Source organism: Nocardioides pakistanensis (assembly GCF_054781215.1).
In genome coordinates this window covers 1-13,701 of the sequence record NZ_BAAGUV010000025.1, presented here as the reverse complement: position 1 = coordinate 13,701, position 13,701 = coordinate 1, and the positions used below count along the sequence as shown (strand labels likewise).

Annotated in this window: 13 protein-coding genes; 7 read left to right on the top strand and 6 right to left on the bottom strand. The window is 68.5% G+C overall.

Annotated elements, in window-relative coordinates; all coding sequences use genetic code 11:
* Positions 1-57 precede the first annotated feature (57 nt).
* The 4 genes from ACYVIH_RS11350 to ACYVIH_RS11335 are packed head-to-tail and all read left to right on the top strand — an operon-like array spanning position 58 to position 4,586.
* Positions 58-1,365: a nucleotide sugar dehydrogenase gene (locus ACYVIH_RS11350; RefSeq protein ID WP_460869360.1), complete on the top strand. Its 1,308-nt coding sequence runs from the start codon at positions 58-60 to the stop codon at positions 1,363-1,365.
* A gap of 36 nt (positions 1,366-1,401) precedes the next feature.
* Entirely contained in the window at positions 1,402-2,358 is a 957-nt protein-coding gene (locus ACYVIH_RS11345) for an NAD-dependent epimerase/dehydratase family protein (protein WP_460869358.1), read from the top strand.
* Between the two features lie 13 nt (positions 2,359-2,371).
* Entirely contained in the window at positions 2,372-3,679 is a 1,308-nt protein-coding gene (locus ACYVIH_RS11340) for a glycosyltransferase family 2 protein (protein WP_460869356.1), read from the top strand.
* On the top strand, positions 3,669-4,586 hold the full coding sequence (locus ACYVIH_RS11335) for a polysaccharide deacetylase family protein (RefSeq protein ID WP_460869710.1): 918 nt from the start codon (positions 3,669-3,671) through the stop codon (positions 4,584-4,586). Before ACYVIH_RS11340 ends, ACYVIH_RS11335 begins: the two co-directional genes overlap by 11 nt.
* Here the strand turns inward: ACYVIH_RS11335 and ACYVIH_RS11330 are convergent.
* Both ACYVIH_RS11330 and ACYVIH_RS11325 read right to left on the bottom strand, forming a co-directional pair.
* Complete coding sequence (locus ACYVIH_RS11330) at positions 4,583-5,155, bottom strand: TetR family transcriptional regulator (RefSeq protein WP_460869354.1); 573 nt, start codon at positions 5,153-5,155, stop codon at positions 4,583-4,585. The two genes, ACYVIH_RS11335 and ACYVIH_RS11330, sit on opposite strands and share 4 nt — an antisense overlap.
* Positions 5,152-6,738, bottom strand: coding sequence for an AMP-binding protein (locus ACYVIH_RS11325; RefSeq protein WP_460869353.1), 1,587 nt, complete (start codon positions 6,736-6,738; stop codon positions 5,152-5,154). The genes ACYVIH_RS11330 and ACYVIH_RS11325 overlap by 4 nt, the downstream gene beginning before the upstream one ends.
* 172 nt (positions 6,739-6,910) lie before the next feature.
* On the opposite strand from ACYVIH_RS11325, the gene ACYVIH_RS11320 reads away from it, so the two are divergent.
* The gene (locus ACYVIH_RS11320) at positions 6,911-8,086 is read left to right on the top strand and encodes an acyl-CoA dehydrogenase family protein (protein WP_460869351.1); all 1,176 of its coding nucleotides are present in this window, start codon (positions 6,911-6,913) and stop codon (positions 8,084-8,086) included.
* Positions 8,087-8,106: 20 nt separating this feature from the next.
* Complete coding sequence (locus ACYVIH_RS11315; RefSeq protein ID WP_460869349.1) at positions 8,107-8,865, top strand: SDR family NAD(P)-dependent oxidoreductase; 759 nt, start codon at positions 8,107-8,109, stop codon at positions 8,863-8,865.
* A gap of 71 nt (positions 8,866-8,936) precedes the next feature.
* Here the strand turns inward: ACYVIH_RS11315 and ACYVIH_RS11310 are convergent, their stop codons facing one another.
* Together ACYVIH_RS11310 and ACYVIH_RS11305 are read right to left on the bottom strand one after the other, a co-directional pair.
* Positions 8,937-10,112, bottom strand: a complete 1,176-nt coding sequence (locus ACYVIH_RS11310; RefSeq protein WP_460869347.1) for a hypothetical protein — start codon at positions 10,110-10,112, stop codon at positions 8,937-8,939.
* A 224-nt stretch (positions 10,113-10,336) separates the two neighbouring features.
* Positions 10,337-10,612: a hypothetical protein gene (locus tag ACYVIH_RS11305; RefSeq protein ID WP_460869345.1), complete on the bottom strand. Its 276-nt coding sequence runs from the start codon at positions 10,610-10,612 to the stop codon at positions 10,337-10,339.
* Positions 10,613-10,696: 84 nt separating this feature from the next.
* Here ACYVIH_RS11305 and ACYVIH_RS11300 point away from each other — a divergent pair, with 84 nt between their 5' ends.
* Entirely contained in the window at positions 10,697-11,146 is a 450-nt protein-coding gene (locus ACYVIH_RS11300) for a hypothetical protein (RefSeq protein WP_460869344.1), read from the top strand.
* Here ACYVIH_RS11300 and ACYVIH_RS11295 read toward each other — a convergent pair.
* Together ACYVIH_RS11295 and ACYVIH_RS11290 are read right to left on the bottom strand one after the other, a co-directional pair.
* On the bottom strand, positions 11,097-11,969 hold the full coding sequence (locus tag ACYVIH_RS11295) for an AraC family transcriptional regulator (RefSeq protein WP_460869342.1): 873 nt from the start codon (positions 11,967-11,969) through the stop codon (positions 11,097-11,099). The two genes, ACYVIH_RS11300 and ACYVIH_RS11295, sit on opposite strands and share 50 nt — an antisense overlap.
* Before the next feature lie 114 nt (positions 11,970-12,083).
* Entirely contained in the window at positions 12,084-13,604 is a 1,521-nt protein-coding gene (locus ACYVIH_RS11290; protein ID WP_460869340.1) for an HNH endonuclease signature motif containing protein, read from the bottom strand.
* Between the last annotated feature and the right edge of the window lie 97 nt (positions 13,605-13,701).

The following is a 13,701-nucleotide window of genomic DNA, read 5'->3' as shown; positions in this document are numbered from 1 at the left end:
CAGTGAATCGTTCGAACAGTCGGCCGATACCACCATCCACACGGACGGGGGAGTCCTGTGACCACCATTGACCAGCGCTCTACTCAGACAGTCGTCGAGGTCGCACCGACAGGTCGTGTGGCCGTGGTCGGGCTCGGCTATGTCGGTTTGCCGACGGCGCTTGCCCTCTTCCAGGCCGGCACCGCCGTCGTCGGCATCGACGTTTCCGGGGACCGGCTGGCCGCTGTCCGCAGCGGCATCCCTGACCTGCTCCCTGGCGACATGGCGTTGCTGCGGCAAGCGCGGCACGCACGGGATCGCTTTGCAGTGACCTCTGATGAAGCCGCCATCGGCGAAGCCGATGCCGTGATCGTGTGCGTTCCCACACCCGTCGACGCCTCGCTGACACCCGACCTGACGATGCTGCAAACGGCGTGCGCCAGTGTCGTGAAGCATGCTCGACCTGGCCAGACTCTCGTGCTGACCTCAACCAGCTACGTCGGGTGCACCCGAGAGTTGCTGGTAGAGCCGCTGCGGCATCGCGGTCTCGAAGCCGGCGCCAACGTGCATGTGGCCTTCTCGCCAGAACGCATCAATCCCGGCAGCGATGGTCTCGACCACTACGACGTTCCGCGCGTTGTCGGCGGCGCGACTCCGGCCTGCGTGCTGAGCGCGGCGCGCTTCCTCTCGAGGACCGTTCGAGACGTACACGTGGTCTCGTCGATGGAAGCCGCAGAGTTGGTAAAGCTGCTGGAGAACACGTTCCGGGCGGTCAACATCTCGCTGGCCAACGAGTTTTCCGATGTCGCTCGTCACCTACAGCTGGACGCGGTCGAGGTGATCGAGGCAGCGGCCACGAAGCCATACGGGTTCATGCCCTTCTACCCCGGCCCGGGGGTGGGCGGGCACTGCATTCCGTGCGATCCTCACTACCTGCTTTGGCAGCTCAGACGCGAGCACGTTCATCCACCACTGATTGCCTCTGCGATGCAGAGCATCTCCGAACGGCCGGCCAGGATCGTCGCCCGGGCCGTTGAGATCCTTGCAGAGGCTGGGAAAACGCCCGCAGGATCGCGCGTGCTGGTCGTTGGCGTCGCGTACAAGCCAGACGTAGCAGACACCCGGGAGTCACCAGCGTTGCAGGTCATCGCCGGCTTGGAACGTCGCGGCGTCAGCGTTCTCATTCACGATCCTGTGGTCGGGACCGTGAAGGTGGCAGACAAGACCTACCCCTCGGTGGACCCGGCGTCGGTGGCAGGCTGCGACGCTGACCTCGTCGTCGTGTGCTGTCTCCACTCGGCCACGGGTGTGGCCCTGCCTACCCAAACTCCGATCCTCGACGCGACCTATCGACTTCCGCAGACGCGCCGCACGTTCGTGCCGTGACCTTCCGACCGCCAACACTCACACCCTGGAACTAGCATGACGACACTTATCACCGGCGGCGCCGGGTTCATCGGCTCCCACCTGGTCGACCATCTCGTCGACTGTGGGGAGCGGGTCATCGTATTGGACGACCTGAGCACGGGACGGCTCTCCAACCTCGACCGGCATGGAGACGATTCCGTCCATCTCGTCCGCGGAAGCATCGTGGACACGGAGCTCGTGGACCGTCTTGTCGCCGAGGTCGACCGCGTTTTCCACCTCGCCGCCGCAGTCGGAGTCTTCCGCATTCAGAACGACACGCTGGACAGCATGCGGGTGAACGTGCGAGGTACGGAAGTGATAGTGGAGGCGGCGACGCGTCATAGCGCCGCACTGCTTCTGGCGTCCACAAGCGAGGTGTACGGCAAGAACACGGCACCGGGCCTGCGCGAGGACGACGACCGCATCATCGGCTCGCCGCAACTCAGTCGTTGGTCGTACGCCGAAGCCAAGGCGCTCGACGAGGCTCTGGTCCATCAGCACGTCATGCACCATGGCTTGCGCGCGGTCACGGTACGGCTGTTCAACACGGTGGGTCCCAGGCAGACAGGCCGTTACGGGATGGTGATGCCGCGCTTCGTGAGGCAGGCGATCCGCGAGGAGCCGGTCACTGTCTACGGCTCGGGTGACCAGGTTCGGTGCTTCTGCCACGTCGAGGACGTTGTCCCGGCGCTGGTGGCACTCATGGATTCCCCCGACGCCGTGGGCTCGGTGTTCAACCTGGGCAGCACCGAGCAGGTGAGCATCCAGGAACTTGCTGAGCGAGTGATCGGACGCACGGGCTCTCACAGCTCAGTGGTGCACCTGCCGTACTACGAGGTCTATGGCGACGGGTTCGAGGATATGGAACGCCGAATTCCGAACTGCGAACGGGCCCGGAAGCTCGTCGGTTTCGAACCTGCCCGTCGCCTCGATGACATCATCGATGCCGTCGCGGCAGATCTCTCGGCGTAGCGGGGCCCGGCCCATGCTATGGCTGGCGCTTATCGCGATCACGACGGTCGGCATCTACCCGTCGCTGTGTCTCTGTCTAGGAGCAGCACGCTTGGTCGACGACCGCAGGCGCAGCCGGGTCTCCGATGCGAGGAGCCGTGGGCGGATCGCAGTTGAGCAGGTCGCTGTGCTCGTCGCTGCACATAACGAGGAGCTGGTGATCGAGCGGACCATCGCATCAGCCGCCCGACAGTTCCCGCTGGCTAACATCTACGTAGTCTCGGACGGGTCCCACGATGCCACCAGCTCCGTCGCCGGAGCCATGGGAGCCAACGTGCTCGAACTTCAGCCGAACCGCGGTAAGGGCGGTGCGATCGCGGCGGCGGTCCGGGACTTCGAACTGTGCGACAACTATCAGGCCGTGCTGTTGCTGGACGCCGACACTGTGCTGAGTGATGACTACGCGCGGAGCGGTCTCGAGATGTTCGATGACCCGGAGGTCGCAGTAGTCTGCGGCGCTGCCCGGACCATCTGGCCCGGGCAGAAAGTGGGCGCATTCGGGAGACTGCTGCTTGCGTATCGCGAGCGTGTGTACTTCTGGGGGCAGACGTTCTTGAAGTTCGGGCAGGCCTGGCGCCGCGCCAACGCTGTGCTCGTCGTACCCGGTTTCGCCAGCATGTACCGCACATCCGCCCTTCGGCACATCGACGTAGCCGCCCCTGGTCTCGTGGTCGAGGACCTCAACATGACCTTCGAGGTGCACCGTCTGAGGCTCGGCCGCATCGCATTTCACCCATCCGCCGCAGTCGCCTACACACAGGATCCAGTGACCTTCTCCGACTACTTCCACCAGGTGAAGAGATGGGCCTTGGTCCTGTGGCAGACGGTCCGCCGGCATGGCGTGCTACGCCTCGGCTTCTTCTGGATCACGCTAGGCGTGTGCATCCTTGAGCTCATCCTGTACTGCCTCGTGGTCCTGGCCTCTGTCTTACTGCCGTTGGCCGCGGCAACAGGTGTGCTCTCGGGAACGGACCTGGCAGCGGCGGTGGGCGGACCGCTCGGATGGCTGCTGGAGCGCTACACCGTTGCCATGCTGCTTCTGATCGTCGTGCTTCCTGAGCTGGTGATCGGGACGATCGTGGCTGTCGCACTCCAGCGCCCGCAGTATGCCGCCTACGCGCTGGGGTTCCCTGCCCTTCGCGTCATCGACGCTGCACTTGTGCTGGCGACCCTGCCCTTGGCGTGGACGACGCGTTCGACGGGTGCCTGGAAGAGCCCAGCACGCCGGGAGGAGGGCATGTCCGGAGCAACAAGTTCCGAGGTGTGTCGTGATGCCGCATGACGAGGTGAGAGGTGCCCGGCCTCGCGCGCGTGGCCCGACCCGGCGCGACCGGATCCGGTCGGGCTTGGCGGTCGTGCTGGTGTGCATGCCTTCGGCGATCATCGTCTACCTGGGTGTACCCGCACTCTTGACTGCCTCCGCCGACAGCCGACTTATGCCCGACTCGGGCGCTGTATCTCCGCTGCCACACCCGCGTCCGGTCAGCAGTGACTGTTCGGGCGGCTACGTGTACCTCACCTTCGATGACGGCCCGTTCGTGAATACGCCGTTGTTGCTTGATCGTCTCAAGTTGTTGAATCTACGGGCTACCTTCTTCGTGGTCGGCCGGCGCGTCCAGGAACGGCCCGAGGTGGTCGTGCGAGAAGTCCGCGAGGGGCACAGCGTCCAGAACCACACCTACGCTCACACCGCGCTCACCGTCCGTGCAGCAGCGGGATCGTCGGCCGACACCCACGACAGAGCGTACGAGGAACTGGCCGAGGCAAACGAAGCGATAGTTGCCGCTGGCGCCCCTCGTCCTATCTACTACCGCCCGCCGTATGGACTGATCGCCGACACGTCGAAACGCGCAGCTCGGCAGCTGGGACTTCAGTTGGTGATGCCGTTCAGCGACGTCGCAGACGGGCGCGTCATCGACAGTCGGGACACAGAGTCCGGCGTGACGACCGGAGAGATCGTCAAGGTTGTGACCGAAGAGATGAGCGCCGGGAAGGTCATCACCATGCACGATGGCGCGCGATTGGGGACGATCAACAGCCTGAACGCCCTGCAGGCTGTCGCAGACAGGATGAACGCTCTGAGGCTGTGCTCCTCGACCAGGATTCCGCGAAGTCTGACGGAGGGAAACCATGCCTTCGCTGCAAGCTGTCCGAGAGACTTCGGGCCACGCTGCTGGAGGGATGACTAGGTCGATAACGCGTGCACCACCAGCGAGGCGAGCTCGGCGTACGCCTCCGCGTCGCTCATCTCCAGCCGCGCGAACATCTCACCGCGCTGGATCTCGAACATCGCCACGGCGACGATCTCGCCGACGAACGCCGCGTGCACCTTGCGGAACGCACCGGCCTCGACGCCCTCGGCGATCAGCTCCCTGATCCGGGCGGCGGCCGCGGCGGTGTTCTGCCGGTACACCGCCGCCGCGGGCTCGAACGAGGACAGGTCGTCCATGAACGCGCGCGACAGCGGCTGGAGGTAGTCGGCCACCGCGGCGAGGTAGGCCTCGACGCGCTCCGCCGGACCCTCAACCGCGGAGACCTGCGCCTCCACGGCCGGCACCGCTGCCCGGAAGTACTGCTTGACCACCTCGACCACCAGCTCCTGCTTGGTCGGGGCAAGCGCGTAGAGCGTTGTCTTGGAGCACCGCAGCCGCTCGGCGAGGTCGTCGAGGGTGAACTGCGAGAAGCCCTCGCTCGCCATCAGGCGGACGAGCCGGTCGAGCAGGTCGACCTGCCGGGCGGTGCGACGGCGCGCGGTCACGCGTTCGCGCGCTCGCGCAGCACGAACCGCTGGATCTTGCCGCTCGGCGTCTTCGGCAGCTCCTCGACGAAGTGGACGGTGCGCGGGTAGGCGTGCGCGGCGAGCTTCTTCTTGACGCGCTGCTTGAGCGACTCGGCGAGGTCGTCGGAGGCCTCCACCCCGGGAGCGAGTACGACGAACGCCTCGATCACCTCGCCACGGAGCTCGTCGGGCATCCCGACGACAGCCGCCTCCGCGACCGAGGGATCGGCGACGAGGACCGACTCGACCTCGAACGGGCCGATCCGGTAGCCGGCCATGATGATCACGTCGTCGTCGCGGGCGGAGAAGAAGATGTAGCCGTCCTCGTCCATGGATCCCGCGTCACCGGTGACGTACCAGCGGCCGTCCGGGCTGAACCGCTCCGCGGTCTTCTCCGGGGCGTCGACGTAACCGGTGAACCACATGCCGGGGCTGTGCGCGAGGTCGACCGCGACCCGGCCCAGCTCACCGGGCTCGGCGACCTCGTCGGAGAGGTTCTTCAGGATCGCCATCGACCAGCCCGGCTGCGGGCGGCCCATCGAGCCCTCCTTGACCGGCGCCTTCACGTCCGGGTGCCAGCCGTTCACGACACACATGCCGAGCTCGGTCTGGCCGTAGGTGTCGTGGATCGCGACACCGAGCGTCTGGGTCGCCCAGGACACCATCTCCGGGTTCAGCGGCTCGCCGGCCGAGGTAATCCGGCGTACCTTCAGGCCCTCGGGGACCGGACCGCCGGCACTGCGCAGCGAGCGGAACACCGTCGGCGCCGCAGCGAGGTTGGTGACGCCGAACCTCTCGAGCACCTGCCAGGTCAGCTCGGTGGAGAAGCCCGCCTGCAGGAGCAGCGAACGGCGCCCGGCGGCCATCGGCGCGATGATCGCGTAGTACAGGCCGTAGGCCCAGCCGGGGTCGGCGGCGTTCCAGAACACGTCGTCCTCGGTGACGTACAGGCCGTAGTCGAGGTAGGTCACGAACGAGGCGATCGCCCGCACCGGGATCGGGACACCCTTCGGGGTGCCCGTCGTGCCGGAGGTGAACAGGCGCACGAACTCGGTCGACCCGGACGCGCGTACGACGGGCGCGGCGCTCGCCTCGGCGGCCGGGACCTGGTCCGGGGTGACCACCTGCCAGCCGGCGTCCGCGGGGATGTCCTCGCCCGGATCGAGCTTGGCCCGCTGAGCCGGGTCGCAGACGACGACCTTCGCGTCGGCCCCCTCGAGCCGGAGCGCGATGGCGGGCGGCGCGAACGCCGTGAACAGGGGCACGTGCACCGCACCGGCGCGCCACAGCCCGAGCACGGTCACCACGTAGTCGAGGGACTTGCCCATCAGGGTGGCGACCCGGTCGCCGGGACGCACCCCCAGCTCGGCGAGCCCGGCGGCGAACCGCTGGGACCGCTCCGCGAGCTCGCCGTAGGTCAGGTCGACCGAGGAGAGGTCGCTCTGGATGATCGTGAACGCGGTCGCGTCGGCCGGGTGCCGGTCGCACAGCAGCTCGGCGAGGCTGAGGTCGGGGCGGTCGAAGGTCGCGAGGAGCTCGGAGACGCGCTCGTCCGGGGTCATGGGTCCCTCCCGGGGTGTGGGGTGCTGGTGGCGTGATCGTACTCACAACAGTACTCTCGTGTCAGCATCAGTATCATTTCGGCCCCCGGTGGTCGGACCCGGTGGTCGAGCTTGTCGAGACCCCGAGACCCCGAGACCCCGAGACCCCCAGAACCCAGCCCGAGGAGAGCCCATGCCAGCCACCCGCGTCATGCCGACGGCCGAGGCCGCGGACCTGATCGCGCTCACCCGCGAGCTCGTGGAGAAGGAGCTCGCGCCGGCGGTCGCCCAGGCGGAGGCGACCGAGACCTTCCCGCGGGAGGTGTTCCGGATCCTCGGCCGCGCGGGGCTGCTCTCGCTGCCCTACCCGGAGGAGTACGGCGGCGGTGGCCAGCCCTACGAGGTGTACCTCCAGGTGCTCGAGGAGATCGGGGCGGTATGGTCCAGCGTCGGTGTCGGCGTCTCGGTGCACGCGCTCTCCTGCTTCGGGCTGTTCTCCAAGGGCACCGAGGAGCAGAAGCAGCGCTGGCTCCCGGAGATGCTGAGCGGCGAGCAGCTCGGCGCGTACTGCCTGTCCGAGGCGCACGCCGGCTCCGACCCGGCGGCGATGCGGACCACCGCCCGCCGCGAGGGCGACGAGTACGTCATCAACGGCGCGAAGGCCTGGACCACGCACGGCGGTCAGGCGGACTTCTACAAGGTGATGGCCCGCACCGGCGAGGGCAGCCGCGGGATCTCGACGTTCCTGGTCCCGGCGGGCACGCCGGGCCTGGTCGCCGACCCGCCGGAGCGGAAGATGGGCCTCACCGGGTCCGCCACCGCCACGATGCGCTTCGACGACGTGCGGATCCCCGTCGAGCGACGTCTCGGCGAGGAGGGCGAGGGGCTGCGGATCGCGCTCGAGGGACTCGACTCGGGCCGGCTCGGCATCGCCGCGGTGGCGACGGGGCTGGCGCAGGGGGCGCTGGACCACGCGATCGCCTACGCCAAGGAGCGCGAGACGTTCGGCAAGCGAATCATCGACCACCAGGGCCTGGCGTTCGTACTTGCCGACATGGCCGCCGCCGTCGAGTCCGCCCGGGCCACCGTGCTGGCCGCCGCCCGGCGCAAGGACCAGGGGCTGCCGTTCAGCAAGGAGGCGAGCATCGCGAAGATGGTCGCGACCGACAGCGCCATGAAGGTCACCACCGACGCCGTGCAGGTGCTCGGCGGCTACGGCTACACCCGCGACTTCCCGGTCGAGCGCTACATGCGCGAGGCCAAGGTCATGCAGATCTTCGAGGGCACCAACCAGATCCAGCGGATGGTGATCGGACGTCACCTCGACCGCGAGAACAAGGGCGCGATCACCGTCGCCCGCACCAACTGACGACACAGGAGCACAACCAGATGAAGCTCGACAACACCGCCGCGATCGTCACCGGAGGTGCCTCCGGCCTCGGCGCCGCGACGGCCGAAGCCCTGGCCAAGCAGGGCGCGAAGGTGTTCGCGTTCGACCTGCCCACCTCGGTCGGGAACGCTCCCGCGGTGGACGGCGTCGAGTACGTCGCGGTCGACGTCACCGACGAGGAGCAGGTCCGCGCGGGCGTCGCGCAGGCGGCCGGCTCCGGCGTACCCCTGCGCACGGTCGTCAACTGCGCGGGCATCGGTCCGTCGATGCGGATCCTCGGGAAGAAGGGCGTCCACGACCTCGCGTTGTACGCCAAGATCGTCCAGGTCAACCTGATCGGCACGTTCAACGTGCTTGCTCTGGCCTCGGAGGAGATCGCCAAGGCCGACGCGTTCGAGCACGGCCAGCGCGGCGTCATCGTCAACACCGCCAGCATCGCGGCGTACGACGGTCAGGTCGGCCAGGCGGCGTACGCCTCGTCCAAGGGCGGTGTCGTCGGCCTCACCCTGCCCGCCGCGCGCGACCTCGCGCAGTACGGCATCCGGGTCTGCACCATCGCCCCGGGCCTCGTTGAGACGCCGATGCTGGCCACCGTGTCGGAGGAGTTCCGGGCCGGTCTCGCCGCGGGCGTGCCGTTCCCGCAGCGGCTGGCACGCCCCGACGAGTACGCCCAGCTGGCACTGGCGATCATCGACCACGACTACCTCAACGGCGAGGTCATTCGGATGGACGGCGCTCTGCGGATGGCTCCGCGCTGACGCGCTCGCACTGAGCGCAACCCCGGCTCCCCTGTGACGATGACGTCCGGAGGAGCCGGGGTCCTCGCCTGTCAAACGGTGCGGCGTCGCGCCGCGAGGAGCAGGACCCCCGCGGCGAGCAGCGTGATCCCGCCCAGCGCCGAGGTGACGACGCCGCCGGCGGCACCGGTCCAGGGCAGGATGCCGCGCGAGGGCAGTCCCTGCGCCTCGGCGGGCGCCGCGACGACGGCGGGCGACTGCCGCTCTGCCTCGACGCCGAGCACCTCGGGTTCCGTCGTCGGGGGCTTGCCGGAGCCGGTCGGTGCGGCGACGACCACGTCCTCGTCGGCGTCCTCGTTCGCCGGCGGCTCGACCTCGATCACGTCGACCGGCGGGACGCAGCGGCCGTCCTCACGCTGCATGTCCTCCGGGCACGGGTTCCCGGGGGTGCCCGGCGGGCCCGGCGGAGGACCCGGGGGCGTGCTCGGCTGTCCTGGGGGCGTCACGGGTGGCGTCACCGGGGGCGTCGGCTTCTCCGGCTTGCCGGGCTTCTCCGGCTTCTCGGGTTCCTCAGGATTCGGGGCGGGCGGCTCGACCGGCGGCGTCGACGGGTTGCCCGTCGTACAGCCGGTGTGTGCCGGGTTGGACTTGCCGATGCCATTGTTGCGGTCGCACTCGTAGCCGGCGTTGTGGTCGCTGCCGTTCGGGTACTGACCCTTGGGGTTCTTGTTGTCGGCCTTGCCGACACAGCCGGCGCACGGCTTGCCCTTCGCCTTGCCGTTGCCGTTGCCGTTCTTCGAGGCCGACCCGTCCCGGGTCGAGCAGTACGCGTGCTTCGGACCCTCGGCACAGTCACCGGCGTTCGCCCCACCGTCATTCTTGTCCGCGGTGCTCGCCGGCTGCGGTTCGTCGTGCGGGCCCTGCGTCGAGGCGTTGCCCTCGGAGTGGTCGGACTTGCCCTTGCCCGGAGACGACCCCTGGCTCTGCGACTCGGCCTTCTTCTGCTGGCCTGGTGCCTGGTCGGACTTCCCGGGCGCAGCGTCCGCGGACTCCTGCGGCGCGACAGCGCCCTCCGGCTCGGCCTTCTTGGCCTGGCCCGGCGCCTGGTCGGACTTGCCCGACGCACCCTGGCTGTTGCCCTGGCCGATGCCCTGGTCGTTGCCCTGGCCGTTGCCGGGCTTCGCCTGCGCCGGGAGCGACATCCCGACCAGGAACACGGCTATCAGTACGACGAACGCGAGCCGCCACACCGGCATGCTTCGCAACATGGTTCGCACCATGTGATCAACCCCCACCTCCGGCTCCCCAGCCGGCTTCTGATTTCGGCGGCGCCCCCGCGTCGCCAGCCCCCAACAAGGTCCCGACACTAGGAATGGGTCGAATGCCCCCACAACCCCGCGCGCGGTGAGTCGTCCGAGAATTTACGAAACGTCGAAGTGTCGAAACGGGCGGAAGGTGACCAACCGGGGCAAGGTGGCAAACGGTCGACCCGTCAGCCGGGGTGAGTCTTCGACGTCGGCCGCTTCAGGTAGGTGAAGACGGTCCAGCTGCCGACGACTCGCCAGCCGGCCTCCTGCAGTGCGGCCAGGGCGTCCGGCGAGGGCAGCACCAGCCGCAGGTGTTGCCAGGGGTGGTCGGACGGTTCGAGTTCGAGCCGGAGGACGCCGAAGTCCACGAGGTGGTATCCGTGCTGGCCCTCCTCCTCCAGGATCGACATCTCGCTGAGCGCCGTCGCCCTTCTGATCTTCCGCGTCGCGGTCTCACCCATACCTCCTTCCTACGCCTCGGGGCGACCTGCAGACGGGATCGGAAATGAGTTGGCTCATAGCCGCAGCCCAGCGAGCATGGGTGCATGAGCACGGTGCGGATCGTCGAGGTCGACGAGCGGGACAGCGCCTGGGAGGACTCCGACCCCAGGTTCCGGGTGTACCTGCACGGCAGCGGTGCCGACTCGACGCGCGGGTCGACAGCGACGTACGACGTCACCGGCGCCGACGTCCTCCAGGTGATCGACTGGGCCCAGAGGCAGGCGGGCGATCGGCTCACGTATGCCGTCGCGCTGGTCCGCGACCGCGGCGGCGACTCCGTCGCCCTGGCGCACGGTCGAGGACTCGTCTGGCTAGTGGGCATGGATGGCAACGACTCCGCGACAAGCGAGCAGGAGCGGGACGTCCAGTCGCGAATGCTGGCTCGTCGGGCAGACCCAGTTGGCATCACGTCGGCGGACCACATGCCAGACGACACGCCCCGCCCTAGACCGCTCGTTCGACGGGCAGCCAGAGCTCGCAGGTCGCCGTACTGAAGTCCTCCGCCCGGTCGATCACCGCCACGACCGAGGGGCCGGGGCGCAGCTGCCACGGGTTGGACGGGAACCAATCGGTCGCGGTGGCGGCCCAGGTCTCCTGCAGCGCGGCCGGGTAGGCACCCGAGGACCGGAACGCCGCCCAGGTGCCGGCCGCGACGTCGATCGCGTCGAGGTCGTCGGGCACCGGAGTGTGGTCGCTGACCGCAACGCCGTGCAGGTAGGTGAGCTCGCTGCCCTCCGTCGCGTCCGGGTCCACGCCGTCGCTCACCTGAAGCAGTCCGGCGGGCTCGGTGTTGCTGAGCTCCTTGAGCCGAAAATGCTCCTCGGCAGGGATCGAGGTGACGTGCGCCTGGATGTGCGGGTTGATGCCTTCGTGGATCAGCGGCACGCGGGTGGCGTGGCCGACGAGGCGGAATGCGGGCCGTTCGACGATGCGGGCGTCCATCGGGGTGCTCCCTTCGACGGTCAGGCGGAACCTGAGCTGCGGTTGTGTCCGAAGGGGGCCGCCGTCCCGGCGCGCGTCGCCGAGTCCGATGCCGTGGACCGCCCGGAAGGCGCGGCCGAACGCCTCGGTGGAGCCGTAGCCGTAGCGCACCGCGATGCTCAGAAGGTCGCCGCCGCCGGCGACCACGTCGGCCGCAGCGACGGTCATCCGCCGACGCCGGACGTACTCCGACAGTGGCATCCCGGCCAGCGAGGAGAACATCCGGCGGACGTGGTACTCCGTCGAGCCGAGGCTCCCCGCGAGCGCGCCGACGTCCAGCTCGTCGGTGAGTCGTTCCTCGACGAGCTCGACCAGCCGGTTGAGCACTCCGATCATGCGGCCCCCTTTCACGGCCTACCCTGACCGACGACGCATGGCGCGCACCCGATCATCGCGGTCCGATCCGATCAGGCAACCACAAGGAGGTCGACGGGGGTCTTCTCGAGTGCCCTACCGCGCACCCGCTACCGCGAGCTCCCGGTCGTGGGTCTCGCGCGACAGCTGCTCGACGAGCTCCCGGACGGTGTCGGGCCACTCGTCGTCGACGCACGGTTCGTCGGCCTCCTCGAACCACCAGGCGGGCGGCTCGTCCGGCACGGGCCACGCGACCGCCGGGTAGTCCGGCGCCGGCTTGCGGAAGACGGAACCGAACCTGCTGGTCCAGGTGTAGGACCCGTCGTCGTTGCGCACGACGGTGAACCCTTCGGAGTGCTTGACGGTGTGGTGGTGCTCGCACAGCGGCTGCAGGTTGCTCGTGCACGTGGGCCCGACCGGATGCGGCTCCCGGTGGTCGCACTCGCAGATCGTCGCCGGCCGCGTGCAGCCGGGGAAGACACACTCGGGATCTCTGGCCGCCACCTCCCGCCGTATAGCGGCGGTCGGTGTGTAGCTGTCGACCGACAGCTCCCGGAACCCTCGCTCCGGATCCACCAGCATGCGGTAGACCATCGCGTTGGGGTCGGCCGCGATCTGGCGGGCCAGGTCGGCGGGGATCGGGCTGCCCCCGAGCAAGGCCGGCTCGTCGCTGACCTCGATGAGCGAGGTCAGCGGCACGATCACGGAGATCACGGGCCGAGCCCACTGCCCGACCAGGTCGCGCTGCTTGACCATTTCGCCGACAGCGGGACCCGCGTCGTCGGGATCCTCGAGCTGAGCGTCCGACGCCGACACGGCGATCCGGCCGAGTGCCAGGTCGACGAGCGTGTCGTCCCTGAGCTGCTCGAGGGTGCGAGTCTCACCAGGCTCCTCACGACGCCTCTTCGCGATGAGCGTGAGCCGGTAGTCCACCAGCATTGCCTCGTGCGCTGCCATCGTGGCCACGAGCGTGGACATGCCGTGCTCGCCGTCGCGGATGCTGACCCGCCGCTTCTTGAACGCCTCGGCGTATGACTCGTCCTCGCTCTTCTGCGGGAACTTCAGGCAGATCCGGCGCACCGCGCGCTGCACCTGGTATCGCTTCATCGGGAACACCGGCGCGTCCGGGTCGTCGTTGCGGTCCAGCCAGTCCTGGACCAGCTCGCAGTAGGCGGCCTTGTCCTCGTCGCTGGTGAGGTTGCCGAGCTGGGCGTGCACCACCTGCGCGCGGCTGATGTCCAACCGGCCGCTCAGGCATCGCCCCCACAGCTGGGGCAGCCAGTGCTTCAGGTCGTTGGTCAGGTCGATGTCGACCTCGATCCACATGTCGGACAGCGCGAGGAGCGGCCCGAACTCGGCCTTGGTGGCCTGCAACGGTGTCAGCCGGAAGTAGCCCGGCAGTTCCGACGAGGAGCCGCCAGCCGACGCTCGTGCCTCCACCTCCGCCACGCGCCTGGTGTGGAAGCAGGCCATCGCGTCGAGCATCTGCGCCTGGGACCGGTTCCGCATCACAGTGGCGGCCACCGCGGCCTCGATCAACGCGCGGTCGTGGTCGATGGCGCGATCGTCACTGGTATCGGGTGGAGCCTTGGGGCTCGCTGTCTCTGTCGGACCCATCCATCCCCCTCACGAGTCGGTTCGAACATCTGTCCTGCATCTCTGCTTGAGTGCAGTTGGCGCTCAGCCGCCGATCAGTTCCTTGAGCGGGTGAGGG

Coding starts and splice junctions, on each gene's coding strand:
- ACYVIH_RS11315 (WP_460869349.1), top strand. CDS start 8,107: ATGAAGCTCGACAACACCGCCGCGATCGTCACCGGAGGTGCCTCCGGC.
- ACYVIH_RS11310 (WP_460869347.1), bottom strand. CDS start 10,112: ATGTTGCGAAGCATGCCGGTGTGGCGGCTCGCGTTCGTCGTACTGATA.
- ACYVIH_RS11300 (WP_460869344.1), top strand. CDS start 10,697: ATGAGCACGGTGCGGATCGTCGAGGTCGACGAGCGGGACAGCGCCTGG.
- ACYVIH_RS11305 (WP_460869345.1), bottom strand. CDS start 10,612: ATGGGTGAGACCGCGACGCGGAAGATCAGAAGGGCGACGGCGCTCAGC.
- ACYVIH_RS11340 (WP_460869356.1), top strand. CDS start 2,372: ATGCTATGGCTGGCGCTTATCGCGATCACGACGGTCGGCATCTACCCG.
- ACYVIH_RS11295 (WP_460869342.1), bottom strand. CDS start 11,969: ATGATCGGAGTGCTCAACCGGCTGGTCGAGCTCGTCGAGGAACGACTC.
- ACYVIH_RS11325 (WP_460869353.1), bottom strand. CDS start 6,738: ATGACCCCGGACGAGCGCGTCTCCGAGCTCCTCGCGACCTTCGACCGC.
- ACYVIH_RS11345 (WP_460869358.1), top strand. CDS start 1,402: ATGACGACACTTATCACCGGCGGCGCCGGGTTCATCGGCTCCCACCTG.
- ACYVIH_RS11290 (WP_460869340.1), bottom strand. CDS start 13,604: ATGGGTCCGACAGAGACAGCGAGCCCCAAGGCTCCACCCGATACCAGT.
- ACYVIH_RS11335 (WP_460869710.1), top strand. CDS start 3,669: ATGCCGCATGACGAGGTGAGAGGTGCCCGGCCTCGCGCGCGTGGCCCG.
- ACYVIH_RS11320 (WP_460869351.1), top strand. CDS start 6,911: ATGCCAGCCACCCGCGTCATGCCGACGGCCGAGGCCGCGGACCTGATC.